This is a genomic window from Stenotrophomonas sp. PI_27, from assembly GCF_027854495.1.
Lineage (GTDB): Bacteria > Pseudomonadota > Gammaproteobacteria > Xanthomonadales > Xanthomonadaceae > Stenotrophomonas > Stenotrophomonas pavanii.
The window spans coordinates 1-23,042 of sequence record NZ_JAJNOF010000023.1; the positions used below are offsets into that span (position 1 = coordinate 1).

Genomic DNA, 23,042 nt, shown 5'->3' on the forward strand with positions numbered 1-23,042 from the left:
TTCTTCAGGTCCTCGGTGTAGTCCACTTCCGAGAATTCGTGCACGCAGTCGTACTGGCCCTTGACGCCACCGAGCATGCCCTGCAGCCAGAACGCATCACGCATGCCCTGGGTGACGTTGTTGCCATCACGGTTGGCGCCGAAGAACGGGGTGGTCAGGTCCTTGAAGAACTGCGAGCGGTCGCCCCCGGTGCCCTTGCGGATGCCGTCGAAGACGTCCAGCGGCGTGCCGGCCGGGTTGGCATCGGTCTTCAGCATCAGCGGCGGCACCGCGCCGACCAGGACCACCTTGGCCACGCGCTTGCTGCCGTGGCGGCCGATGTAATGGGCCACTTCACCGCCACCGGTGGAATGGCCGACCAGGATCGCGTCCTTCAGGTCCAGCGCCTCGATCACCGCCGCCAGGTCGTCGGCGTAGGTGTCCATGTTGTTGCCATCCCAGGTCTGGCTGGAGCGACCGTGGCTGCGACGGTCGTGGGCGATCACGCGGAAGCCGTTCTGGCCCATGAACAGCATCTGCGGGTCCCAGGCATCGGCAGACAGCGGCCAGCCGTGGGCGAACACGATCGGCTGGCCGGTACCCCAATCCTTGTAGAAGATGCGGGCGCCGTCGGCGACGGTGACGAAGTTGCTCATTGAAGGTTCCTTGGCGGAAGGGAGGGAAGGCATCGGCGGCTGCCGGTGCCTCCGGCAGTACAGCGCAGACGCGGGCGAGGGACTTGCACCGCTGTGGCGGATTGCAGCGGATGTGACGCGTATCGCTCTGGCGGGACCGGTGCCACGTGCCGAGGATGAGCGCAACCCGCCACAGGAACGCAGGACGCCTGCCATGCGATGGTCGCTGATGCTGTGCCTGCTGCTGCCCATGGCCGCGCCGGCCCAGACCCTTGTCTACAAATGCGTGGACGGACCGCATCCGGTCTACCAGCAGACGCCCTGCCAGGGGCGTGCGGCGTGGCGCTGGGACGTGCCGGCAGAGCAGTCACTGTCCCGCGGCGCTGCGGCTCCAGTGGTTCCGGTACCGAAGGCGTCCGCCCGGCCGCGGCGTGCGACGCGGGCCCGGGGCGCGTTGATCACGATCAGTTCGGATGCGGTGGCCTGCCAGCGCGCGCGGCGCCACCGCGAGCAGGCGCTGCTCAAGCGCCGACGCACCGACTTCATGCAGCGCCGGCAATGGGATGACGCGGTGCATGACGCCTGCCGATGAGGCGGTGGCGCGAACATGCCGGAAACAACAACGGCGCCCTGGGGCGCCGTCGTGTGCAATGCCGTGAGCGCAGGTCTCAGCGACCGTCGCTGGCCGCGGCCGGTGCGGGCAGGCTGTCCGGCTTGGGCAGGCTCAGCTCCGGGTTGCCCTGTTCGGCCTGCAGGATCTGGATGCGGCGCTGCAGGGCGTCCAGCTGGCTGTTGGTGCTCTGCACGTCGGTGCTGAGGCTGACCGCCTGCTGCTGGGCCTGCTGCAGGGCGGCACTGACCTGTGCCGACTGCGCCTGCTGCTGTTCCATTTCCTGCTGCAGGGTGCGCAGGCGTTCCTCGTTGTACGCCACCAGGCGCTCGGTGTAGCGCTTGCCCGCTTCAAGGCGGGTGGTGTCGATGTAGACCTGGGCCAGCTGTTCGGACTGCTGCGCGAAGGTGCGATAGACACGCTCGGCGTTGTCCACCGCGTCGGTCTTGATCACGCGCCAGAAGTTCTTCTCCTGGAACAGGGCGACGTAGTAGGTCAGGGTGTTGGCATTGAACAGCAGGCTGGCGCCGTAGTTGCCGTTGTAGGTGGTGCGCAGCTCGGTCAGCTGGCGCGAATCCATCAACTGCTTGAGCTCGTCCACGGTGTTGCGCACCACCGGCGCGCTGCGCGCCGGTTCGGCGGCCGCCTCACGGTCGCCACGGGCCGCCATCGCCGCCGGTGCCACCAGCATCATCGCCACGGCCAGCACTGCCGCGCTGCGCGCGGACCGGGCGAAGACCGCGCCCCCTGAAGTTTCTCGCATGTCTAGACCATCCACGGATGAGTGTGGGTTGAGTTGAAGGTGGTTCCCCGCCGGGAGTCTAGCATGGGCGCGGGCGCCGCCAAGGGCGCCCGTCACGGCTCGATTTCAGTAGACCAGCTGTGCGGCGCTGCACTGGATCGACTGCACGTTGACGTCGGTCCGGCCCAGTTCCAGGCCAAGCACGCTGGCCAGCAGGTTGGTCAGCAGGGTGCCGACGCTGTTGAGCACCGGCCGCAGTGCGGCCAGGATCGGCTTCAGCAGCGCGCACAGCAGCCCGCTGCAACTGACACTGCCGTCGGGGTTGGCGACGCCACTGCCGCCGGCGCCATCGAGGAAGCCGGCCGGTGCGGTCTGGATGTACGACGCCAGGTTGTTGCGCACGCAGCCGTTGTAGTCGATCAGGTTGCCGAGCAGGCTGTCGCAGCGGTTGATCAGCAGGCCGCCGACCAGCGAGCCCAGCAGCCCGTCGAGGACGCCCAGGCCCTGGCCGGTCACCGTCACCTTCAGCGCATCCCAGACCGGGCCATCCTTGTGGCAGGTGGTCAGGTTCAGCAGCCCGCACGCATACGGCAGTCCCCCCGGCACGGTCCAGCTGTTGAGCGGCGCCAGCTGCTTGCTGGGATCGCCATCGCGCAGCAGGGGAATCAGTTTGTCGACGTCGTAGCGGGTGTTGGGCGGGAACGCCGCCTGCAGGTAGCGGTCGGCCAGCGCCTTGGCGGTGTCATTGGCGCTCATGCCCTGCTTGGGCGAGCTGAGCATGCCCGACAGCACGCGCAGCAGTTCGTTGACCAGGCCGGAGACCGCGTCACCGACCGCGAGCGGATTGATCCGGGTGGATCCGGTTTCGCCAGCGGCCAGGGTCAGGTTCTGCGAGCTGGTCAGGGCGGGCAGGGTGATCCTGTCGTTGATCAATGGCTGGCCCAGCAGCTTCAGCAACTGTTCGTTCTGCAGGGTGGCGTCGCAGACATTGGCCTTGGAAAAGCGCTGCGCAGGGTCGACATTGCCGACGCAGGCGCGCAGTACCGACGCGTCCACCTGGATCGTCGCCCTGGGGGGACTTGCGCCGCACTGGATGCCGGTCAGCGTGCCCATGCCGTTGGCGATATCGACGTGCAGCGGCAGATGCAGGCGGGTGCCGAGCAGATTCAGCAGCGGCCCCAGCGCGAACAGGTTGTTGCTGTCCACGTCCGCCAGCAGCCGGACCTGCGCGTTGTAGGCACGGCTGCCGACGCCGCCGATGGCGATCGACGGCGGTTCGACCACGCCGGCCTGGATCTTGATGCCCAGCAGGTCCAGTCCCTTGACTGCCACGCCGTTGCCGTCGTTGGCGATGGAGATCGCGGTGTTGATCAGGTTGAGCACGTTGATCTGTGATTCCAGTGCGCTGCCGACGGTGCCGTCAGGCGAGACGACCTCGGCGAACAGGCCACCGCCGCCGGACTGGCTGCCAAGCACGATGTTGAGCTTGTTGATGTCCAGCTGGGTGGCCACCAGGTCGGACAGGGCGCGCAGCTGCGCGCCCACCGTGGAGTCGCGGCCGACCACGGTGGCGGTGGCATCGACCAGCTGCGCCAGCGAAACCTTGTTGACCGACAGCAGGCGGTTGAAGTCAGCCACGCTGAGGTTGGCGCTGACCGGGATGTTGAGGGCCTTCAACAGGCCCGAAGGGGTGACGTTGGCCTGCGCCAGGCCGTCATAGGACAGCACGGTGGCATTGGTGACGTCCAGGCCGACCAGGCGCAGGGTGGACAGCAGCACCGAATCGCCATTGGTGCGCAGCAGCTGCGAACCGACCGCGAACACCGCCGTGGGCTCGGCGCGGCGAGCCACTGCCTGCACGCTTACGGTGGGCAGGCTGGCATTCTGGCCGAAGAACGGCAGCACGCTGCGCTCGGCGATCACCTGGACCGCATTGCGCGGGTTGCTGGCATCGACGCTGGCAACGAAGCGGTTGCCGGTGCTCCGGCTGGCGCTCCAGTTGCCGCAGCGGATCTGCAGGGTGCCGGCGAACCTGTTCTGGGTCAGTGCGTTCTGCCGGGCCGCGCTGTTGTCGCTGTTGTCCGCGGTGCACAGCTCCAGCCGCTGTGCGCCGGCCAGCGCCGCCAGGTCGGCCACTTTCTGCGCATCACGCTCGGCCCAGAACAGGTAGCCGATCTCGACCAGGCCCAGCATGGCCAGCAGCGCCAGCATGACCAGCATCATCGTGACCGACATGCCGCCGCGCGGGCGGCTGAAGCTGAACTGGCGTGCGCGTCTCATGACCGACCTCAGCGTCCGGAGGAAGCGGCGTCCTTGGACCGGGCAACATCGGTCTCAAAGAAGTCCGGGATCTCGTGCTCAAAACTCTTCAGGTACCGCGCATAGCTCAACGTGGCCTGGTCACCCAGGATCGGCAGGCGCTGGCCAGCGTGCTGCCCGGATGCCTGCAGGCGGAACAGGTTGCGGGTGGCCTCGCCGCTCTGCAGGCGCGTGCGCGGTGCCGGCGGCAGGGGGGCGACGTCAGTTGCGACGGTTGCCGGTGGCGCCACCCTCCTGCCGGTCGGCGCGGGCAGCTCCACGGTGGGCAGCGGCTCGGCCTGCATCGGCGCGGTGGCCGCTGCCGACGGCGACGGGCCGCCGAGCATCTGTCCGGTCAAGGGCGGCTGCTGTGCCTGCACGGCACCGGCAACAAGCACGCAGGACAGCACAGGCAACAGGCGTCGGGTCAGGCGCATCGCGGTCATGGTGTGCTTCCGGTCGGGTGATCGGTGGCGCTGAAGCGTTCCAGCATCGACGCTGGCAGCCGCTGTGGATTGCGCGGGTCGGGTGGGTCGCGTTGCGGTTCTGCCGCCAGCCGCGTGCTGGCGGGCGCGCGTCCGCTGCCTTCGCTGGCAGTGCGCGCCGCCCCGTGGGCGTTGACGCTGGCAGCGGCCTGGCGCTGCTGCAGGCGTGTGCGGATCTGCTGGGCCTGCTGCTGGATGCTGCGCCGCGTTTCTTCGGTGAGGTTGGCCTGCACCGACAAACGCTCTGCGGTGGCGGCGTCGCCACGGAGTACCGCCCAGAGCGCGAGGTTGGCAGTGGCCTTGGCGTTACCGGGCGAGAGTTCCAGCGCCTTGGCCAGCGGCTCGCGGGCCTGGTCGAACTGGCCGGCACGCAGCCGTGCATAGCCCAGGTCACCCAGGTAGTCGGTGTTCAAGGGCTGCAACTCGGTCGCGCGCGCCAAGGCCCGTTCGGCGCCGCCGTCGTCATCGTGGCGTGCGGCGATCAGGCCCAGCCCATGCGCGGCGGCGGCCGCCTGCGGTCCGCTGGACAGCTCGCGGTACAGCGCGGCTGCGGCGTCGGACTGGCCGGTCTCGCGCAGCGCGTCGGCCTGCAACAGGCGCAGGGCCGGGCGATCGCCGTAGCGTTGGCGGAATGCGTCCACATGGGCCAGCGAGGCGTACCAGGCGCCCTGCTGCTGCATGCGCTCGATCAGTTCCAGATACGCGTTGCGGCTGTCCTGCGGGTCCGGTTCCGGTGGCGCAAGGCTGGGCGCCCGCACGTACTTCGGAGTGGTCGAGGCGCAGCCGCTGGCCAGGGCGGCGAGGGCGACGGCAAGCAACAGGGCGGTGGTGCGCAGGGCAGGCATCAGGGCGATCCCATCTTGGACAGGGTGGTGGCCAGCGCGACCAGCGCTGGACCGGCAAGCACCAGCATCAACGCCGGCAACAGGGTCAGCATCATCACCACGGTCATCTTCACCGACAGCTTGCCGACCTTCTCCTTCAACGCGTTGCGGCGCTGTTCGCGCAGGCGGAGGCTGAACTGGCGCAGCGGTTCCTGCACCGCGCCGCCATGCGCATGCACCTGCAGGATCAGCTGCATCAGGCTGGCCAGGTCGTCATCGGCGTAGACCTCGCTCAACCGCCGCAGTGACTGTGCGCGGGTACGGCCGTGGGTATAGGCCACATTGGCCTCCTGCAGTTCGCCGCCCAGCACCGGCAGCGCATCGCGCAGCTTGTCGCCCAGCGTCTGCAGGCTCTGGTCCATGCTGAAGCCCACGCCCTGCAGCAGGCGCAGCAGGTCGATAAGCAGGGGCAGCTCGTTCTCGACTGCGCGGCGGCGGCGCTTGACCCACGACGACAGCACGAACTTGGGCAGCAGCAGCCCGGCCGCCAGCGCCCCGATCACCACCATCACCCGGGCCAGTCCGTGCGCGCTGCTGAACGCCAGTGCCAGGGCCAGCACCAGCAGCGCAAGCAGCAGGCGCAGGCCGAGATAGATGGCGGTGCCACGGCGCGTGTTCCAGCCGGCCAGGTCCAGCAGCAGCTTGTCCTCGTTGGCCAGCAGCGCCGCCTCCAGGCGGCCGCCACTGAGCGAGCGGCCGAAGCGCTCGATCCAGCCCAGCGAGTCGCGGCGCGTGGCTTCGGTGTCGCGCGCGTCGTCGCGCGGCTGCAGGGCGGTCTTCAATGTGGCCGAGGTGCGGTGCTCGCGATGGCTGCGCACCCAGCCGGCAATGCCGAGCAAGGCCACACCCGCCGCCAGCACCAGCAGCGACAGGGCAAACCAGGCGCTGGCAGTCATCGGGCACCTCCGGGGTGGCTGCGGGCGGTCATAGCGATTTGGCCAGGCGGTACAGCAGGAACGCCCCGAGCAGCTCCAGGCCGAGCGCGATCAGCAGGATCCGGTGCCCCAGCGGGTCGTGCAGCACCGGCTGGAAGAATGCGGGGCTGGAGATCGCCATCAGCACGGCACTGGCCGGTGGCAGCAGGCCCAGCACCCAGGCCGACATGCGCGTTTCCGAGGTGGTGGCCGCCAGTTCCTGCTGGGCCTGTTCCAGGTCGCGCATGAAATCACCCATGCGCTGCAGGATCTGGTCGGCCCGGCCGCCGATGCGCACACTCACTCCGATCACCACCGCCAGCACTTTCAGCACGTCCATGCGATAGGGCTGTGCGGCCAGGCTCAATGCACGGTCCAGGTCCATGCCGCTGCGTGCGTAGCGCACCGTGGTGTCCAGCAGGCTGCGCAGCGGCGCGCTGGTCTGCATCGAGGACACCTGGAACGCCGCCTGCAGGCTGTTGCCCAGCGCAGTCAGGCGGACCAGGTTGTCGAGGAAGTCCGGCATCTGGTGCAGCAGCTGCGCGCGCAGTCTGGTGATCCGGCGCATCACCCACAACCAGCAGCCCAGCAGGTACAGCAGCAGGGTCAGCGGGAACATCCAGGCCGTGCCCAGGCGCATCGCCGCAATGATCGCAAGCGCCAGTCCCGGCACCAGCAGCATCAGGGGCAGCTTCCAGCCCGGCTGCAGCCCAGCGCGCTGCAGCACGCCGTCCCAGGGCAGCACCCGGTTGCCGCTGCTGGCCGGACGGACCGGGTCGTTGGTCGCGGCCACGGAAGGCCCGGCCGGGACCGCGCCGGTCGCGCTGCCGCGCGCCAGCTGCTGCTCGGCATGCTGCAGCGAGGCCTGGCGCTGCTCGCGGCTGCTGGCAGCGCCCCACAGCCAGACCGCCAGCGCCAGCAGCACCGAGATGATGCTCAACACGCCCAGCAGCAGGCCGGTGCCCATGCTCAGAAGTCCCCGTAGAGCGATTCACGCAGTTGCTGGCGGAACGGCTCCAGCTTGTGCGAGTGCGGATGGAAGCCCAGGCCGATCCAGCGGTCGGTCTCGCGGCCGGCGGCGTCGATCTGCACTTCGTGGCGGAACATTTCCTGGGTGGTGATCAGGTTGTCGCTGACCCCGGTGATCTCGGTGATCGAGACCAGTACCCGGCGCCCGCTGCCCAGCCGCGAGATCTGCACGATGAAATCGATGGCGCTGGCAATCTGCCGGCGCAGGCTGTCCTCGCTGCCCTGGAAGCCGGCAAAGCCGGCCAGCATCTCGATGCGGTACAGGCAGTCGCGCGGTGTGTTGGCGTGGATGGTGGCCATCGATCCGTCATGGCCGGTGTTCATCGCCTGCAGCATTTCCAGCACTTCGGCGCCACGCACTTCGCCGACCACGATGCGGTCAGGGCGCATGCGCAGGCTGTTGCGCACCAGATCGCGGATGCTGACCGCGCCCTGGCCCTCGGCGCCGCCGATGCGGCTTTCCAGGCGCACCACGTGCGGGTGGTTCAGCGAAAGCTCGGCCGTGTCCTCCACGGTGATGACGCGCTCGCTGGGTGGTACGTAGCTGGCCAGGGCATTGAGCAGCGAGGTCTTGCCCGAACTGGTGCCGCCGGAGACCAGGATGTTGCAGCGGCCCAGCACCATCGCCTTCAGCAGGGCCTGCATCGGCGCGTCGAAGGTGCCCTTGGCGAGCAGTTCGTCGGGGGTGAACGGGTCCTTGCGGAACTTGCGGATGGACACCATCGGGCCATCAACCGCCAGCGGCGAGATGATCGCGTTGAGGCGGCCGCCGTTGGGCAGGCGCGCGTCGACCATCGGGTTGGAATCATCCAGCCGGCGGCCCAGCGGGGCAAGGATGCGGCGCAGGATGCGCAGCAGGTGGGTGTCATCGGTGAAGCGCTGGGTGGCGCGCTTGAGCTGCCCACCCTGCGAAACGTGCACATCCTTGAAGCCGTTGATCAGGATGTCCTCGATGGAGGGATCATGCAGCAGGTCGTCCAGCGGGCCGAAACCGGTCAGCTCCTTGACCAGCCCCTCGGCGACCACCTGCATTTCTTCCTCGTTGATCGGGATGCGCCATTCCTGGATGAAGCCCACGGTCTGCACCTGCACCCAGCGGGCGATGGTGTCGGGGGCCCAGGAATCGATGTCGATGCGCTCGTCCTCGATGCTGTTGAGCAGATGCTCGTGCGCGGCCGACAGCACTTTCTGGTACTGCTCGGTCTGCGCGAACGGCAGGTGGCCCGGCGGACTCTCGGGCAGCACCGGGCGGGCAACGGCATGCGGGAAAGGAGTTACCTTGTCTTCCATTGCGATCCACCCAGGGCAAGGGAGAGTCTTTCCCGCAGGCCATGCGGCTGGACCGGGCAGGCAGCCGGATCCAGCCGTGGCACGAGCGGGGCGAGGGCACGCAGGTAGGGATCGCGCGGCGCATCCTGCAGCAGCAGGTGGCCCTGGCTGGCAGCCAGGCGCACACGCGGTCGTTCAGGCAGTGTCGCCAGCAACGGCACTTCGAAGCGGCGTGCGATCTGCTCCGGGCTCATGCCGCTGCTGTCGTCGTGGCGGTTGATCACCAGCTGCAGGCGCTTCTCGCGCTCGCGCTGGCCGGCCAGGTGCTTCAGCGCCTGGTCCAGCGAGACCAGCGTGGCGATCGACGCATCGGTGACCAGCCAGATCTCGTCGGCCTGGTCCAGCAACAGCGGCGGCAGCTGCCGCAGCGGGCAGCCGCCGGCATCACACAGCACGCTGGCGAACACCCCGCGCAGGCGCTGCAGCAGCGCGCCAGGGTCGGACGGCGGCACGGCGTCACTGCCGCCGGCACGGTCCAGCAGCACCAGCCCGGAGTCATGGCGCGCCATCGCGGTGCGGGCGAGGGTGGCGTCGATGCGGCTGGCGTTGCGCAGCGCATCCTCATAGTGGAAGCGGCTGTCGAGATTGAGGTACAGCGCAAGGTCACCGGACGGCTGTGCCAGTTCCATCAGCAGGCCGTCCTGCTGCACTGCATCGCCCTGGGCCAGGGCCCGCGTCTGCTGCGCCAACACCGAAAGATGCGCGGCCAGGGTACTGGTGCCGACGCCGGCGCGCACGCCCAGCAGCACGATCAGGCGCGCCTTGTGCGCGTTCTGCGCAACCGCGGCCGGGCGTGGTGACAGCGCACGGCGCAGGGCGGCCTCGATGCCGGCGTTGTCGCTGTCCAGGTCCAGCACATCGCGCAGGCCGGCGCGCAGGGCAATCACCACGCCTTCGACCTGGCCGGCGCTGGTGGCGCCGACCGCGACCAGCGCCAGGTCCGGTTGGGTCTGCTGCAGCTGCTGTGCCAGCACGCTCGAGGCAGCCGCGTGCTCGGGCCGGAAGTCCAGCAGCACCAGGCTCTGCGGGCCGCGTTGCAGGTCCTGCGCCGAGGTCGGCGCACTGCTGTCCTGCCAGTGCAGGGTAGTGGTCGGCGGCAGCTTGGCGGCCAGCCGGGGCAGCAGTTCGCGGTCGATGCCGTACAGGACCAGGTTCATCGGCGGTCCTTGCGGATGCAGCGGCTGGGCGGTGGCGTAGGGCATGGGCGTGGTTCCGCAGGCGTCATGGAGGTCAGCGCGAGAAGCCGGGCACGGGGTCCTGGCTGACCGGCCCCAGCAGCCAGGAACCCCATTCGGGAAGATGCGGCTTGGCTTCGCGCTCGCCGGGCAGCGGCAGTTCGGTGTTGCGTGCCAGCGGCTGCACCAGGCGCGGGGTGACGATGATCACCAGTTCCTTGTCCTGGCGCTTGTAGTCGAAGTTGCGGAAGAACGAACCAATGATCGGCAGGTCGCCCAGCAGTGGAATCTTGTTGACGTTGGAGACGATGTTGGAGCTGACCAGGCCGCCGATGACGAAGCTCTCGCCATCGCCCAGCTCGACCGTGGTGTCGGCGCGGCGGGTGGTGATCGAAGGGATCTGCACGTTGTTGAGCACGATCGCGTTGCTGTAGTCCAGATCGCTGGCCTCCGGTGCCACCTTCAGCGCGATCCGGTTCGCGGCCAGCACGGTCGGGGTTACGGTCAGGCCGATGCCGAAAGGCTTGTAGGTGATGGTGGTGGTGCCCAGTCCCTGCGGTTCGAGGATCGGCAGTTCGCCACCGGCCAGGAAACTGGCGCTTTGGCCGGACAGTGCCACCAGCGTCGGCTCGGCCAGCACGCGCGCCATGCCATTGCTCTGCAGCAGTTCGACATCGGCATTCCACAGCCCCTTGGTCGAGCCGAACACCAGCCGGAACGCCGAGGAAATGGGCGACGCCGCTTCGTTGCTGCTGTTGCCTTCCTTCATGCCGGGCAGCAGGCCGGTATTGCCGGGCAGGCCGGTGCCGGGCCGTGCGAAGCCATAGGCGAAGCCGCCGTTGCGGTTCTGGAAGTTGATGCCGATCTGCTTCATCGCGGTCTTGTTGAACTCGACCACCTTGACCTCGACCTGGACCACGCCACCGCTGCTGATGGTGGATGTATCGGCAAGGACCCCATCCTTGCCCAGCGCCATCGCTGCGGTGCGCTGCGCCTGCATGTGCGAGAGCACGCTGTCGGTGCTTCCCTGCAGCAGGCCCTGCTGGTCCTGCTGGGTGAACACCAGGTCGTTGCCGCCGGTACGCGCGGCGCCCTGCACGGCGCTCTCCACCCTTACCGTCAACCGCTGTGGCTCGGCCTGCCTGCGGTGCCACAGCAACAGGGTGGTGGTGCCGGGGGTCTTGCCGACCAGCAGCGCCTGGCGCTGGCCGCGCAGCATCACGAGGTCGGCCACGCCGGGGTCGGCAATGGCCACGCGCTCCAGGTCGGCCGGCAGGGTCCACGGGCGCTGCTCGCGCGCCTGCAGCACCAGATCGTCGGCGGCCACGCTTGTTGCCGGTGCCAGCAGCACCAGCAGCAGGGCCAGCCAGCGCTGGCGGGGGGAGATGCGTGGACGGCAGCGGCGTTCGGTCATGGATGCACTCGATGCAGGTCAGAGGGAGCCGCGAGGCGCGGAGCTGTCGCCGCGGATGATCTCGATGCCGGACGCGCGCGGCGCGCTGCGGCGTGGCGCCGGTGCCCGAGCCGGTGTGTCGGGGCCGGTGCGCGCCGGCGCCGTGCCACGGCCGGCCAGCGCATCGCTGTCGATGCCGGCGAAGGCATGGTTTTCCGGGCGCTGAAGCGCCAGCTGCTGTTCCGCATCCAGCCCGCGCAGGGGATCGATCACGCCGCGCGACTGCGGAAACAGCGCCAGGTCGGGCTGGCCGGTGTCGGCGGGATTGCGCAGTGCCAGGAACAGCTTGCCTTGCTGCGCGCCCAGCAGCAGGCGATTGGCATCGGCCACGGGCACGGCCAGCACCGCACTGCGCGCGGGCTGCGCCGGCTCAGTGTTGTTGGCGTGGCTGCTGCCGCTTCCGGTGATGTCGGCTGCGCGTGGATCGTTGCGGGTGTCGACGTCGCTGCCGGTGGAGACCTCCGTGGCGACCGGCGCAATGTCCTGCTGGCCGTAGCTCAGCACGCGCAGGCGCGACAGCAGCAGGCGCGTCTGTCCGGCTTCGCCGGGGCCGTTGACGCTGGGCTGGGCGTTGCGCAGGTTGAGGAAGACGTCGACGAAGTCGCCAGGAAGGATGCGGTTGCCGGCACCGACCAGTTCGTCCACGGGCACGGCCAATGCGCGCTCGCCCGGCCGCAGTTGCAGCGAGAAACCCTGTGCCAACGCGCTGCTGCTGATCGGGCTGCCTTCGGCGATGTCCTGCACCGGCACTTTGCCGACCACGGCGGCGATGCTGGTGGCGGCGCCGGCGACCGGCGTGGTGCGCTGGGCCAGGCGCAGGCCGTTGGCGCTGATCGGCTCGCCCGCGGGCAGGCGTGCCACGGCTTCCACGACAGTGATTGCCTGCGCCTCGCTGTGGGCCACCGGCGCGACTGTGGTGGGTGCGGCCGGCTTGCGTCCGATCATGAAGGCGACCAGCGCCAGCAGCACGGCCAGGCCTATCAGGGCAATGGCAGCGATGCGGGTCAACTTGAGCATGGAATCGTCTCCAAAATACCGAGCATCAATTGCCGCTGCCGAGATCGAGCTGGGCGACCGCGACGCTGCGGATGGGGGCCTGCATCACCCACCGGTACAGCGTGGCGGTGCCGGGCAGGAAGGGATGGCTGGCGTAGTCGTAGCTGACCGTGACGGTCATGCACTGTGCCGTGGCCAGGCCGGCGCACGGTGCCTGCGCCGACACCACGATGGCATTGCTGCCGCCTGCGCTGCAGTCGACGTTCTGCTTGGAAAACTGCAGCAGCCACTGCATCGATGTGCGCGCGGCGACGCAGGCGGCGGTGCGACGTTCGCCGGCTGTGCCGTAGCGCAGCGAGGCACGCGCACCTTCGGCCGAGGCGGTGGCCAGGGTCTGCTGCGCCGCCATGATCATCACGCCGGAAAACGTGAAAAGCAGCAATGGCAGCAGGCCCAGCATCAGCATCAGGGCGAACTCGATGCTGGCGGCGCCACGTTGCAGGCGAGGGCCGTGGACGTTCATGGTGCACCTCCGTAGATGCGGACCAGCACCCAGCCGATGGCCGCCAGTGCCAGATACGCCGCATAGGGAATGCCGCGTCGCCCCTGGCGGGCGGCCTGCATGTCGCGCAGCGCCGGATGGGATTGCCATTGCGTGCTGGTGCGGCTGACCTGCATCTGCAGGTGCCCGGGCAACAGCACGCCCAAGCGGCGGCCCGCCAGCACCACCGCCGCGTGCACTCCGGCGGCGAGGCTGGCCACCAGCCAGACCGGCAGCAGCGCCTGCCAGCCCAGCATCAGCCCCAGCACTGCGAAGAACTTCACGTCGCCGGCGCCCATCCAGCGCAGGGCGTAGAACGGCAGCAGGGCCAGCAGGCCGAGCACCGCGCCAGCGACGTGGGGCAGCCAGGGCAGGCGAGGTGCGCTGAACTGGCCGGCGATGATCGCGAGCGCAGCGATGACGCCCGCAGCCACCAGCCAGGCATTGGGCACCCTGCGGGCGTACAGATCACTGATCGCGATCCGCAGGCACACGCCGATGGCCAACAATCCCAGCAGTGTCATCGCACACTCCGTCGTCCGTCACTGGACGGTCTTCACCTGATTCCCTGCCCCCGTGGCCGCGGGCCTCAAGGCGGCCCGCGGTCGCCGCCTAGGTCGTCGAGCCGGACGCCTTGGTGGCCAGTGCGGAGAGGTTCTTGAACAGCGTTTCGAAGAACCCCTTGATCTGGTCGTTGCCGACCGCGATCAGGACGCCAGCGATGACGGCAGCCAGCAGCCCGTACTCGAGCGCGGTGACACCGTCTTCTTCCTTCAGGAATTTGCGGACCGATGCGTTCATGACCAATGTCTCCCTCTACCTGTCTGCGGATGCAGTACACCTGCGTTGGGCGGTGGCCCGGCTCCGCCGGGATCGTCCGTGGCCCCCGCACGTCCTGGCGGGGGAGGCACGGCGGGACGGGCCCGCCGTGCTCAAGCAGGGTGATCGTTTCCCGGCGGGACACGGGCCGCGCGGTCGCGACCGCACGGCGCAGGGCCGTTGGTCGAGGCATCCGATGATGCGTGCTTGGTCATGCTGTCCCCTGGGTGCGGCCGGATCAGATGGCCGGATCACCGTGGTATCGACTTTGCCTGAATGGAAGTTGGCTGCAAGAAGAACCTATATGCAAATTCGGCAGAAACCCCGCTGCCCTGAAACTTTCAGATTGTTTCTGTGACGCAAATCCATTCCCAGGCAAAACGATTCATCGTCGTGTAGATAATGTGATTCCGCATGCGAAAACCATGCCAGCGGTTCCGACATTTTCTTCACCTGTGTATCTACTTTCTTCATGCCGGTCCATGGCTTTACCGCTGCGGATTATCGGGCATACTCGCATTCAAGCTCTTGCATTGATTTGTACGATCGCATCGACGCCGGCGCGGCTGGCGTGGCAACGGAAATGGATTCTGGATCGTTGTGCGCCCTGTCAGGCAGTGGGGGCCGCAGCGGATGGCGGATCAACGGGGGGACAACACTGTCATGGTCGATGGTGGGGTAGGAGACAGCGACGACAGCGGCCTGCGGTCGATAGACCTGGCGACGCTGGGCGGGGTGCTTCGTGTCTGTGATGTCGAACTGCTGCTGCTGGATGGCAACGGGCCACGTGCGGCGTTTGCTTCGCGCGTGCACGAGGAAGCCCTGTTCTGCAGCATCAGCTGCGGTTTCCATTGCCGTGGCCGCTTCATGCTGCCACCGGACTGGGCGATGCTCGGTTACCTGCACGCCACGGATGAAACGCAGAGCTGGTGCCATGGCGTACCGCTGACGGCGGGCATGGCGTTGACGATCATGCCGGAGGGCATCAGTGAGTTCACCCTGAGCCCGGGCACGCACATGACCCTGATGCTGGTGCCGGTGGCGCGGGTGCAGCGCAAGCTGACCGAGCTGAGCCTGCGCAGCACGCCACCGGCCGGCCAGGCCCTGTCACTGTTCACCCTGGGCAGCGAAGCCACGCCGCTGGCGCGCCATTACCAGCAGCTGCACCTGCAGCTGGGGCAGGGCGCCGGCCTGCAGCCGGAAGAAACCGAGCATCTTCTGCACGAGCATGTGCAGGCCCTGCTCGGCGCGGGTGCGGCGGATCGCCCGGGGTGCAGCCGCGCGCGGCGCACGCATTATCTGATCGCGCAGCGGGCAGAAAACTTCATGCGGCTCAACCTGCGCCGCAATATCTACATGAATGAAATATGCGATGCCGCCGGTGTCAGCGAACGCGGCCTGCGCTACGCGTTCGAGGATCTGTTCGGCACTTCGCCCAATCGTTATCTCTCCATGCTGCGCCTGTGCGCGGCGTGCCGCAGCCTGTCGATGGCCGATTCCAGCCGTCGCTCGGTGAAGGCCATCGCGCTCAGCTGCGGCCTGTGGGACTTGTCGCGCTTCGCTGACAATTACCGCAAGGTATTCGGCGAGCTGCCGCGCGACACCCTGATGCGCGCCCCCGCGCAGATCGGCCAGCCGGCCTGAGCCAAGCCCTGCAAGGGTTTACCCGGCATTCGTGCCGGAATTGCGCATCCGCTTGCCGATCGTGTTGCCGCTTCTGCATAACCGGCTGCCGATTCCGGCCGTGGATTTGCCGGAATGCGCGATTGCCGTGCCGGATTGAAGTGCGCCAGCTCCGTTGCAACCGCTGAAATGTCAGTCACCTGCCTCGCGGCAAGTCCACTGACATTCCAGTTGTTCGTCTACGGGGGAAATGCTCATGAACCGCATCTACCGGCGTGTATGGAACCGCCAGCTCAATGCTCTGGTGGTGGCCTCGGAACTGGCCACCGGCGACAGCGGTGGCAGTGCCGCACGCGATCCGCGCACATCCCTGCTGATGCCCACCGCGCTGGCTCTGGCACTGTTGTGCGTGCTGGCCAGCGGCCACGCAGGGGCATCGGAGACCAATCAATCGCTGCGTGACCTGCAGGCGCTGGCTGCCAAGTATGCGCAGCCGATGCCGGTCAAGGTCGACGCGGAAGTCGCCCTGGCCGCTGCCGCACGACAGGCGCAGAGCAGCCCGGCACTCAGCGCGGACGCCCGCGTGGGCCTGCAGTTGAACACCACGTCGCTGCCGCTGGTGCGCGACGTGCTGCCGGCCACGGTGCAGGTGAAGCTGGCAGCGAACACCGCACCGAAGCAGATTGCCGTGCCGGCGCTGGCGGCCGATGTCCGCGCCAATGTGGGCCTGGGCAACGCCGCGGCCAACGCGGCACAGGTGGATGCGTCGCTGGCCGCGCACGTTGCGCCGGGCGCGCAGTCAACCGGGGTTGTCGCTGCTGGGGCGCGCGCCAAGGCCAAGGTAGGCGTCGCCGGTCGTCAGATCGCTTCGCTTGATGCGGGTACGCACGCATCGGTCGGCCTGCGGGGCGCAACCTCTGGGTCGCTGCCCGGGCTGGACGCCACGCTCGACAGCCGGACCGACGCGCGCCTGGCGGTAGCCGGCCATCACATCGACGGGCAAGGCCAGGCCAGAGCGACGGCGGCCGTCCGCTTGCCGGCCAAGGAAGAGTTGCCGGGTGAAACCCACGATCGTGCCATCAGCGCCGCGTTCGACACCGGCGCCGCCGGCAAGGTGCGCGTGCAGGCGCCGGACGGCCAGGAAGTCGTCGCCGACCGCAACCTGAAGCTGGCTGGGCAGACGGCCGTCGCCGCGCAGCACAGTGCGCTCGGGGTTGGCAATCTGGTGGGCGGCGCCGTGGGCGCCGTGGGCGGCACGCTGCAGGGCGCTGCCGCTGCGGTCGGGAGCACGGTGGGTGGCGCGCTGAGCGGCACGGTCGGCCAGGTCGGCAGTGCAGTGGGCGGCACGCTCAACAACACGGTCGGTGCTGTCGGTGGCGCAGTGGGCGGTGCACTCAACGGCGCCGTCGGCACGGTCGGCAGTGCAGTGGGCGGCACGCTCAACAACACCGTCGGTGCGGTCGGCGGCGCAGTGGGCGGCACGCTCACCAACACCGTCGGTGCTGTCGGTGGCGCAGTGGGCGGTGCCCTCAACGGCACGGTTGGCTCAGTAGGAAGCGCAGTGGGTGGCGCACTGAACGGCACCGTCGGCTCTGTCGGCGGCGCGGTGAGCGGCACGCTCAACAACACAGTCGGTGCGGTCGGTGGCGTAGTGGGCAGTGCCCTCAACGGCACGGTTGGCTCTGTCGGGAGCACTGTGGGTGGCGCACTCAACGGCACCGTCGGCACGGTCGGCAGTGCAGTGGGTGGCACGCTCAACAACACAGTCGGTGCGGTCGGTGGCGTAGTGGGCGGTGCCCTCAACGGCACGGTTGGCTCAGTAGGAAGCGCAGTGGGTGGCGCACTGAACGGCACCGTCGGCACGGTCGGCAGTGCCGTGGGTGGCACGCTCAACAACACGGTCGGTGCTGTCGGCGGTGCAGTGGGCGGTGCCCTCAACGGCACGGTTGGCACGGTAGGAAGCGCAGTGGGTGGCGCACTGAACGGCACCGTAGGCTCTGTCGGGAGCACCGTGGGTGGCGCACTGAATGGCACCGTCGGCACGGTCGGCAGTGCAGTGGGCGGCACGCTCAACAACACGGTCGGTGCTGTCGGTGGCGCAGTGGGCGGTGCCCTCAATGGCACGGTTGGCACGGTAGGAAGCGCAGTGGGTGGCGCACTGAACGGCACCGTGGGCACGGTCGGCAGTGCAGTGGGTGGCACGCTCAACAACACGGTCGGCGCGGTCGGTGGCGCAGTGGGCGGTGCCCTCAATGGCACGGTTGGCTCTGTCGGGAGCACCGTGGGTGGCGCACTGAACGGCACCGTCGGGACGGTCGGCAGCGCGGTAGGCAGCACGCTCAACAACACGGTCGGCGCGGTCGGTGGCGCAGTGGGCGGTGCCCTCAATGGCACGGTTGACTCGGTCGGCAGCGCAGTGGGTGGCGCACTCAACGGCACCGTCGGGACGGTCGGCAGTGCAGTGGGCGGCACGCTCAACAACACGGTCGGCACCGTCGGTGGTGCAGTCGGTGGCATTCTCAACGGCACCACGGGCAGCCCCGGCACTGGCCTGGGCGGCGTGCTGGGTAGCACGCTGGGCAACGTCGGCAGCGCGGTGGGCAACCTGCTCAACGGCAATCTCAATGGCACCGTCGGCAACCTCGGCAGCGCCGTGGGTGGCCTGGTGGGTGGCACGCTCGGCAGTCTCGGCCTGACCCAGCCGTCAGCGATCCCGCCGACCAGTCCGAAGGCGCCGGCGCCGGCCGACCCGAATGCCGGCTTGATTATCGGCACCGGTGGCCTGGTCGGCAATGTCGGCCAGCTGATCGGGCCGACCACCACCAGCCTGTTCGGCGGCGATGGCTACGTCAGCAACGGCAATCTCAAGCTGAGCAACGCCAACGTCATGCAGACCTATTCGGCGGTCAACGTGCTGGGTCTGCCGGTGGTCAACCTGTCGCCGGTCGGCAGCACCCTCAATGGCCTGGGCGGCGCGGCCACGGGCGGCAGCTCGCACCTGACCCTGATCGGTGGCGTGACCTCCGACAGCTACATCTACAACATCAACAACGGCAATCCCGGTGGCCTGCTGGGCCTTCTTCTGCCGACCGATTCGCCGGCGTGGGCGGCCAAGTGCCTGGACATCGCGCTGGCCGACATCTCCTGCTGGGCCGTCAACGCCGCGCAGGACTACCAGGTGCTGATGGGTGACGGCGCCTTCGCCAACGGCTCCAAGGAAGTGGTGATCGGTGCCAACGCACGGCATGAGCTGCCGAAGGTCGATGCCAACGTCGCCTTCCCCGGTGATGGCGTGAACGATCCCAGCAACCCGACCGGCGTGCCGACGGCCGACTATGCCGCGCGCATGGGCCATTCGGTGATCGTCGGCGACAGTGCTGTCGGCACCGCCAACGGGCAGACCCTGCTGGGTGCTGAGTCCACCTCCAACCAGGCCAACTCGGTCGCGCTGGGCTACCGCTCGGCCGCACTGCGTGGCGCGCAGGCCAGCTACAGTGCCTACGGCCTCACGGCGCCGCAGGTGTCGGCCGGTGAAGTGTCGGTGGGCACCGCCGGCGGGGGCGAGCGCCAGATCACCAATGTGGCTGCGGGCAGCGGCAACACCGACGCGGTCAACGTCGCGCAGTTGAAGGGGGCCATCAGCCTGATCAATGGCGTGGCGGATGCGGCAGTGACCTACGATCTGGACGCCGGCGGCAATCCGAACTATCGCCGGGTCACCCTCGGTGCAGGCACGGGCACCACCACCATCGGCAACCTCGCCGCCGGTACGGTCACCGCGGGCAGCCTCGAGGCCGTCAACGGTGGCCAGCTGGCGGCAACCAACAGCGCCATCGCCAGTTTCTTCGGTGGTCGTGCAGCCTTTGACCCGGCCAGTGGCATCTTCACCGCACCGCTGTTCGAGATCAGCACGATCTCCACCACCGGCGCCATCGCCCAGGGTCTGTACACCAACGCCACCGATGCGTTCGCGGCGGTGGATGGTTCACTGGTCAACCTCAACACGCAGATCACCGATATCCGCAACGGCGGTACCAAGTACCTGCGGGTGAACTCGACCGGTACCGAGGCCGTGGCCAGCGGCGCCGATTCGATCGCGGTCGGCACCAATGCGCGGGCGACGGCGGCCAACAGCATCGCGGTGGGTGCGGGAAGCCTTGCAGATCGTGCCAACACGGTTTCCATCGGTGCTGCTGGCGCAGAGCGTCAGGTCGTCAACGTGGCGGCCGGTACCGCGGCCACCGATGCGGTCAACGTAGGACAGTTGCAGGCATCGGAGCAGGGCGCGCTGCGCTACGACCTCAACGCCGATGGCAGCGTCAACTATTCCAGCGCCACGCTGGGCCAGACTGGCACCGCCACCACGCTGCGCAACCTCGGCCCGGGCCAGGTCAGCGCCATCAGCAGTGAGGCCATCAACGGGGCCCAGCTGTTCGCCGCCAACCAGGCGGTGGCCACCCACCTGGGGGGTGGCGCCACAGTCGATGCCAACGGCGTGCTGACCGCACCGACCTACTCGATCAACAACGTGGCCGCCAACGGCACCATCACCCGGGGCAGCTACAACGATGTCGGCACCGCCTTCGATGCGGTCAGCAACTCGCTGGCCAACGTTGCCGACCAGACCGGCGAGATCGACAAGCTGGCCGTGAAGTACGACGTCGATGGCGCTGGCAACGTGCTCAACAGCGTGACGCTGACGGGTACCGGCAGCGGCGCGGTGAAGATCACCAACGTGGCCGCCGGCAGCATCCTGGCCGGCAGCACTGATGGCATCACCGGCGACCAGCTGTTCAACACGAACAGCACCCTCGCCAACTACTTTGGTGGCAGCACCGCCTACAACGGCAGCACCAATGTGTGGACCGCGCCGACGTTCAGCATCTCCAGCATCGCCACCGATGGCACTTTCACCAGTGGCGATTACAACAACGTCACCGCGGCCTTCACTGCCGTGGACGGTTCGCTGAGGATCCTCAACCAGCGCATCAGCAACGGCGGCGGTGGCAGTGCCTACCTGGCGGTGAACTCGACCGCGGCGGCGGCAAGCGCGGCCGGTGCCGAAGCGGTGGCCGTGGGCCCGCAGGCCAGTGCAGCCGGCGCCAACAGCGTGGCGGTCGGCAACGGGGCCAGCAGCAGCGCCGGCAACAGCGTGGCGCTGGGTGCAGGTTCGGTGGCCAGCGTCGGTGCGCAGAGTGGCTATACCGGGGCTTACGGGCAGGCCGGCGCCAGCAGTTCCGCTGGCGAGGTGTCGATCGGCAGCAGTGGCAGCGAACGCAAGATCACGCATGTCGCCGACGGTTCCGATGACCATGATGCGACCAACGTCGGCCAGCTGAAGAACGGCGTGAACTACGCCATCGACCAGTCCAAGGCCTACACCGACCAGAAGATCCAGAACATCACCAACGTCGCCGGCAGCTTCCGTGCCAACAACACCAACAACCTGGCCGACCCATCGGCTAGCGGTGCCAACTCGGCCGCCGGTGGTGCAGGCTCCAGCGCGGCCGGGGCCAACGCGACTGCGCTGGGCAATGGTTCACAGGCGCAGGCCGACAACTCGGTGGCGCTGGGTGCGGGCTCGGTGGCCAACCGTGCCAACACGGTCTCGGTGGGTGCCAGCGGTGCCGAACGCCAGGTGGTCAACGTGGCCGACGGTTCGCAGGCCACCGACGCGGTCAACGTGCGCCAGCTGCAGGCCTCGCAGCAGGGCACGATCCGCTACGACACCACGGTCAATGGGGCCACCAACTACAACAGCGTCACCCTTGGCAGCACCAGCAGCGGGCCGACCACGGTACGCAACGTCGCTGCCGGTACCGCCGGTACCGACGCGGTCAACGTGGACCAGCTGAAGTCGGGCATGGCGCAGACCCTGGACTGGTCCAAGGCCTATACCGATGAGCGCATGGGCGGCTTCGAGCGCGACCTGCGCAAGACCGACAACCGCGCCTCGGCCGGTATCGCTTCGGCGATGGCCACCGCCGCCCTGCCGCAGCCCAGTGAAGCGGGCCGCAGCATGGCCTCGATCGCGGCCGGCAGCTACAACGGCGAATCGGGCGTGGCGGTGGGCATCTCCGGTGTCTCCGAAGGCGGTCGCTGGATCTACAAGTTCAGCGGTTCGACCAACAGCCGAGGCGAGGCCGGCGTGGCCGTCGGTGCCGGCATCCAGTGGTGATCCCCGCGGCCGGGCCGCACGCGCGGCCCGGCATCGCGGAAACGTCTACAGGGGGAATGACATGAAACCGCATCGTATCGCCCGCGCCGGCCGGTTCGCCGCAACGCTGGGCCTGGCCTTGGGAATGGGCCTGCTGGCCGCGTGCCGCAGCCATGCGCCGGCCGCCGAGGGTCCGGCCGACGCCACCACCGTGCACTTCCCGGAGGTCTCGAAGGCCTCGCTGAAGGAAGGCATCTATCCCGACGTTGCCGACCTGCGCCGGTTCGCACCGGGCATGAGCAAGCGGCAGCTGTACACACTGCTGGGTACGCCGCATTTCAACGAAGGCATGTGGGGCGTACGCGAGTGGAATTACCTGTTCAATTTCCGCACCGCACAGGGCGCGGAGTACTTCACCTGCCAGTTCCAGGTCCGCTTCGACAGCAAGGGCATTGCGCAGGCGGGCTACTGGAAGCCGGAATCATGCGCGGCCGTACTCGAGCCGCCGCGGCCACCGGCACCACCGGCGCTGGCGCCGGCGCCGCTGCCGGAACAACCGCTGCGGCTGTCGGCCGACGCGCTGTTCGGCTTTGACAGCGCGGTGCTCAGTGCCGAAGGGCAGCGCGCGGTGCAGGGCATCCTGGCGCAGGTGCGCGAGGCCGCACAGGTGCAGTCGATCCGGGTGACCGGCTACACCGACCGCATCGGCAGCGCCAGCTACAACCAGGCGCTGTCGCAGCGGCGTGCCGAGGCGGTGCGCGCCGCGCTGGTGCAGGGGGGCGTGCCGGCCGCCAGCATCAGTGCCGAAGGACGTGGTGCCGCCGAGCCGATCGTGCAGTGCGCGCAGCGCAACCGGCGGGAGCTGATTGCGTGCCTGGCACCGAACCGGCGCGTGCAGATCGCCGGCATGGCGCAGCCGCGTTGAATTTCCTGCGCCGGGGCAATGCCCCGGCATCCCGAGTCCCCCCTGACTGTCGGCAGGCGTGGCAACGTCTCCCCCGTCGTCCACGCCTGCCGGCGGCTCAGGTCTGCAAACGGTGCACGTGATGAATGCCCAATTCCTGCCCCTCTCCATGAAGACGGAAGCCACTCTCAGCGTGTACGGGCAGCTCGGCAACCACGCCGTGGTGCGCATCCCCGGGCGGCGGCTGCCAGGCCTGATCCTGCAGGCCGATACGGTGGCCGGTTTCCTGGCCCAGCTGCAGGAAGCGCAGGCGTGCCTGCGCAGCGGCCGCGCCCAGCGCACCGATGCCGAGCTGGACATGCTGATCGACGTGCTGCAGCAGTGGTACGCGCTGATCGAATCGCGCCTGGCCGACGCCGGCGAGGCGCTCTAGAAGAAAAAGGGGACGGAGGGGATTAAGTCGTTCTTG

The 23,042-nt window shown here is 68.5% G+C and carries 19 protein-coding genes; 5 read left to right on the top strand and 14 right to left on the bottom strand.

The annotated features are described in order from the left end of the window. The coding region (locus LRM18_RS19585) for an alpha/beta hydrolase (RefSeq protein WP_270955320.1) at nt 1-635 on the bottom strand (635 nt) is incomplete at its 3' end. A 193-nt stretch (nt 636-828) separates the two neighbouring features. Between LRM18_RS19585 and LRM18_RS19590 the strand changes: the two genes are divergently transcribed. After that, nucleotides 829-1,206 (top strand): hypothetical protein, encoded by a 378-nt coding sequence (locus LRM18_RS19590; RefSeq protein ID WP_206631926.1) that lies wholly within the window; start codon nt 829-831, stop codon nt 1,204-1,206. Between the two features lie 76 nt (nt 1,207-1,282). Here the strand turns inward: LRM18_RS19590 and LRM18_RS19595 are convergent, their stop codons facing one another. From LRM18_RS19595 to LRM18_RS19655, 13 genes are all read right to left on the bottom strand, one after another. Further along, nucleotides 1,283-1,987 carry a DUF2968 domain-containing protein gene (locus LRM18_RS19595; RefSeq protein ID WP_049470692.1) on the bottom strand — a complete coding sequence of 235 codons (705 nt, stop codon included), beginning with the start codon at nt 1,985-1,987 and terminating at the stop codon, nt 1,283-1,285. 105 nt (nt 1,988-2,092) lie between these two features. Then, entirely contained in the window at nt 2,093-4,246 is a 2,154-nt protein-coding gene (locus LRM18_RS19600; RefSeq protein WP_270955321.1) for a TadG family pilus assembly protein, read from the bottom strand. Nucleotides 4,247-4,254: 8 nt separating this feature from the next. Next, nucleotides 4,255-4,710: a DUF3613 domain-containing protein gene (locus LRM18_RS19605; protein WP_164082317.1), complete on the bottom strand. Its 456-nt coding sequence runs from the start codon at nt 4,708-4,710 to the stop codon at nt 4,255-4,257. Then, complete coding sequence (locus tag LRM18_RS19610) at nt 4,707-5,594, bottom strand: Flp pilus assembly protein TadD (protein WP_270955322.1); 888 nt, start codon at nt 5,592-5,594, stop codon at nt 4,707-4,709. Before LRM18_RS19610 ends, LRM18_RS19605 begins: the two co-directional genes overlap by 4 nt. Then, nucleotides 5,594-6,529, bottom strand: coding sequence for a type II secretion system F family protein (locus LRM18_RS19615; RefSeq protein ID WP_074725348.1), 936 nt, complete (start codon nt 6,527-6,529; stop codon nt 5,594-5,596). The genes LRM18_RS19610 and LRM18_RS19615 overlap by 1 nt, the downstream gene beginning before the upstream one ends. 28 nt (nt 6,530-6,557) lie before the next feature. Beyond that, nucleotides 6,558-7,514 carry a type II secretion system F family protein gene (locus LRM18_RS19620; protein ID WP_270955323.1) on the bottom strand — a complete coding sequence of 319 codons (957 nt, stop codon included), beginning with the start codon at nt 7,512-7,514 and terminating at the stop codon, nt 6,558-6,560. A gap of 2 nt (nt 7,515-7,516) precedes the next feature. Continuing rightward, complete coding sequence (locus LRM18_RS19625; RefSeq protein ID WP_049467645.1) at nt 7,517-8,866, bottom strand: CpaF family protein; 1,350 nt, start codon at nt 8,864-8,866, stop codon at nt 7,517-7,519. Next, nucleotides 8,851-10,107, bottom strand: coding sequence for a fimbrial protein (locus LRM18_RS19630; RefSeq protein WP_053462971.1), 1,257 nt, complete (start codon nt 10,105-10,107; stop codon nt 8,851-8,853). Before LRM18_RS19630 ends, LRM18_RS19625 begins: the two co-directional genes overlap by 16 nt. Before the next feature lie 28 nt (nt 10,108-10,135). After that, complete coding sequence (locus LRM18_RS19635; protein WP_053506728.1) at nt 10,136-11,494, bottom strand: type II and III secretion system protein family protein; 1,359 nt, start codon at nt 11,492-11,494, stop codon at nt 10,136-10,138. A gap of 18 nt (nt 11,495-11,512) precedes the next feature. Then, on the bottom strand, nt 11,513-12,550 hold the full coding sequence (cpaB, locus tag LRM18_RS19640; RefSeq protein WP_064238730.1) for a Flp pilus assembly protein CpaB: 1,038 nt from the start codon (nt 12,548-12,550) through the stop codon (nt 11,513-11,515). A 25-nt stretch (nt 12,551-12,575) separates the two neighbouring features. Further along, on the bottom strand, nt 12,576-13,052 hold the full coding sequence (locus LRM18_RS19645; protein WP_049467638.1) for a TadE/TadG family type IV pilus assembly protein: 477 nt from the start codon (nt 13,050-13,052) through the stop codon (nt 12,576-12,578). Continuing rightward, entirely contained in the window at nt 13,049-13,594 is a 546-nt protein-coding gene (locus LRM18_RS19650) for a prepilin peptidase (RefSeq protein ID WP_154330778.1), read from the bottom strand. The genes LRM18_RS19645 and LRM18_RS19650 overlap by 4 nt, the downstream gene beginning before the upstream one ends. Before the next feature lie 88 nt (nt 13,595-13,682). Next, nucleotides 13,683-13,871 carry a Flp family type IVb pilin gene (locus tag LRM18_RS19655; RefSeq protein WP_049467634.1) on the bottom strand — a complete coding sequence of 63 codons (189 nt, stop codon included), beginning with the start codon at nt 13,869-13,871 and terminating at the stop codon, nt 13,683-13,685. 681 nt (nt 13,872-14,552) lie between these two features. On the opposite strand from LRM18_RS19655, the gene LRM18_RS19660 reads away from it, so the two are divergent. The 4 genes from LRM18_RS19660 (at nt 14,553) to LRM18_RS19675 (ending at nt 23,006) form a co-directional block, all read left to right on the top strand. Beyond that, the gene (locus LRM18_RS19660) at nt 14,553-15,533 is read left to right on the top strand and encodes a helix-turn-helix domain-containing protein (RefSeq protein WP_053506970.1); all 981 of its coding nucleotides are present in this window, start codon (nt 14,553-14,555) and stop codon (nt 15,531-15,533) included. A 235-nt stretch (nt 15,534-15,768) separates the two neighbouring features. Next, nucleotides 15,769-21,690, top strand: coding sequence for an ESPR-type extended signal peptide-containing protein (locus LRM18_RS19665; RefSeq protein WP_270955324.1), 5,922 nt, complete (start codon nt 15,769-15,771; stop codon nt 21,688-21,690). A gap of 61 nt (nt 21,691-21,751) precedes the next feature. Then, nucleotides 21,752-22,594 carry an OmpA family protein gene (locus LRM18_RS19670; RefSeq protein WP_270955325.1) on the top strand — a complete coding sequence of 281 codons (843 nt, stop codon included), beginning with the start codon at nt 21,752-21,754 and terminating at the stop codon, nt 22,592-22,594. A gap of 121 nt (nt 22,595-22,715) precedes the next feature. Continuing rightward, nucleotides 22,716-23,006, top strand: coding sequence for a hypothetical protein (locus LRM18_RS19675; protein ID WP_014037513.1), 291 nt, complete (start codon nt 22,716-22,718; stop codon nt 23,004-23,006). Nucleotides 23,007-23,042 lie beyond the last annotated feature (36 nt).

Bases quoted from the DNA above. Each gene is read 5' to 3' on its own strand.
- LRM18_RS19600 (WP_270955321.1), bottom strand. From the start codon at position 4,246: ATGAGACGCGCACGCCAGTTCAGCTTCAGCCGCCCGCGCGGCGGCATG.
- LRM18_RS19615 (WP_074725348.1), bottom strand. From the start codon at position 6,529: ATGACTGCCAGCGCCTGGTTTGCCCTGTCGCTGCTGGTGCTGGCGGCG.
- LRM18_RS19605 (WP_164082317.1), bottom strand. From the start codon at position 4,710: ATGACCGCGATGCGCCTGACCCGACGCCTGTTGCCTGTGCTGTCCTGC.
- LRM18_RS19665 (WP_270955324.1), top strand. From the start codon at position 15,769: ATGAACCGCATCTACCGGCGTGTATGGAACCGCCAGCTCAATGCTCTG.
- LRM18_RS19620 (WP_270955323.1), bottom strand. From the start codon at position 7,514: ATGGGCACCGGCCTGCTGCTGGGCGTGTTGAGCATCATCTCGGTGCTG.
- cpaB (WP_064238730.1), bottom strand. From the start codon at position 12,550: ATGCTCAAGTTGACCCGCATCGCTGCCATTGCCCTGATAGGCCTGGCC.
- LRM18_RS19635 (WP_053506728.1), bottom strand. From the start codon at position 11,494: ATGACCGAACGCCGCTGCCGTCCACGCATCTCCCCCCGCCAGCGCTGG.
- LRM18_RS19590 (WP_206631926.1), top strand. From the start codon at position 829: ATGCGATGGTCGCTGATGCTGTGCCTGCTGCTGCCCATGGCCGCGCCG.
- LRM18_RS19630 (WP_053462971.1), bottom strand. From the start codon at position 10,107: ATGCCCTACGCCACCGCCCAGCCGCTGCATCCGCAAGGACCGCCGATG.
- LRM18_RS19660 (WP_053506970.1), top strand. From the start codon at position 14,553: ATGGTCGATGGTGGGGTAGGAGACAGCGACGACAGCGGCCTGCGGTCG.
- LRM18_RS19625 (WP_049467645.1), bottom strand. From the start codon at position 8,866: ATGGAAGACAAGGTAACTCCTTTCCCGCATGCCGTTGCCCGCCCGGTG.
- LRM18_RS19595 (WP_049470692.1), bottom strand. From the start codon at position 1,987: ATGCGAGAAACTTCAGGGGGCGCGGTCTTCGCCCGGTCCGCGCGCAGC.
- LRM18_RS19650 (WP_154330778.1), bottom strand. From the start codon at position 13,594: ATGACACTGCTGGGATTGTTGGCCATCGGCGTGTGCCTGCGGATCGCG.
- LRM18_RS19645 (WP_049467638.1), bottom strand. From the start codon at position 13,052: ATGAACGTCCACGGCCCTCGCCTGCAACGTGGCGCCGCCAGCATCGAG.
- LRM18_RS19655 (WP_049467634.1), bottom strand. From the start codon at position 13,871: ATGAACGCATCGGTCCGCAAATTCCTGAAGGAAGAAGACGGTGTCACC.
- LRM18_RS19675 (WP_014037513.1), top strand. From the start codon at position 22,716: ATGAATGCCCAATTCCTGCCCCTCTCCATGAAGACGGAAGCCACTCTC.
- LRM18_RS19670 (WP_270955325.1), top strand. From the start codon at position 21,752: ATGAAACCGCATCGTATCGCCCGCGCCGGCCGGTTCGCCGCAACGCTG.
- LRM18_RS19610 (WP_270955322.1), bottom strand. From the start codon at position 5,594: ATGCCTGCCCTGCGCACCACCGCCCTGTTGCTTGCCGTCGCCCTCGCC.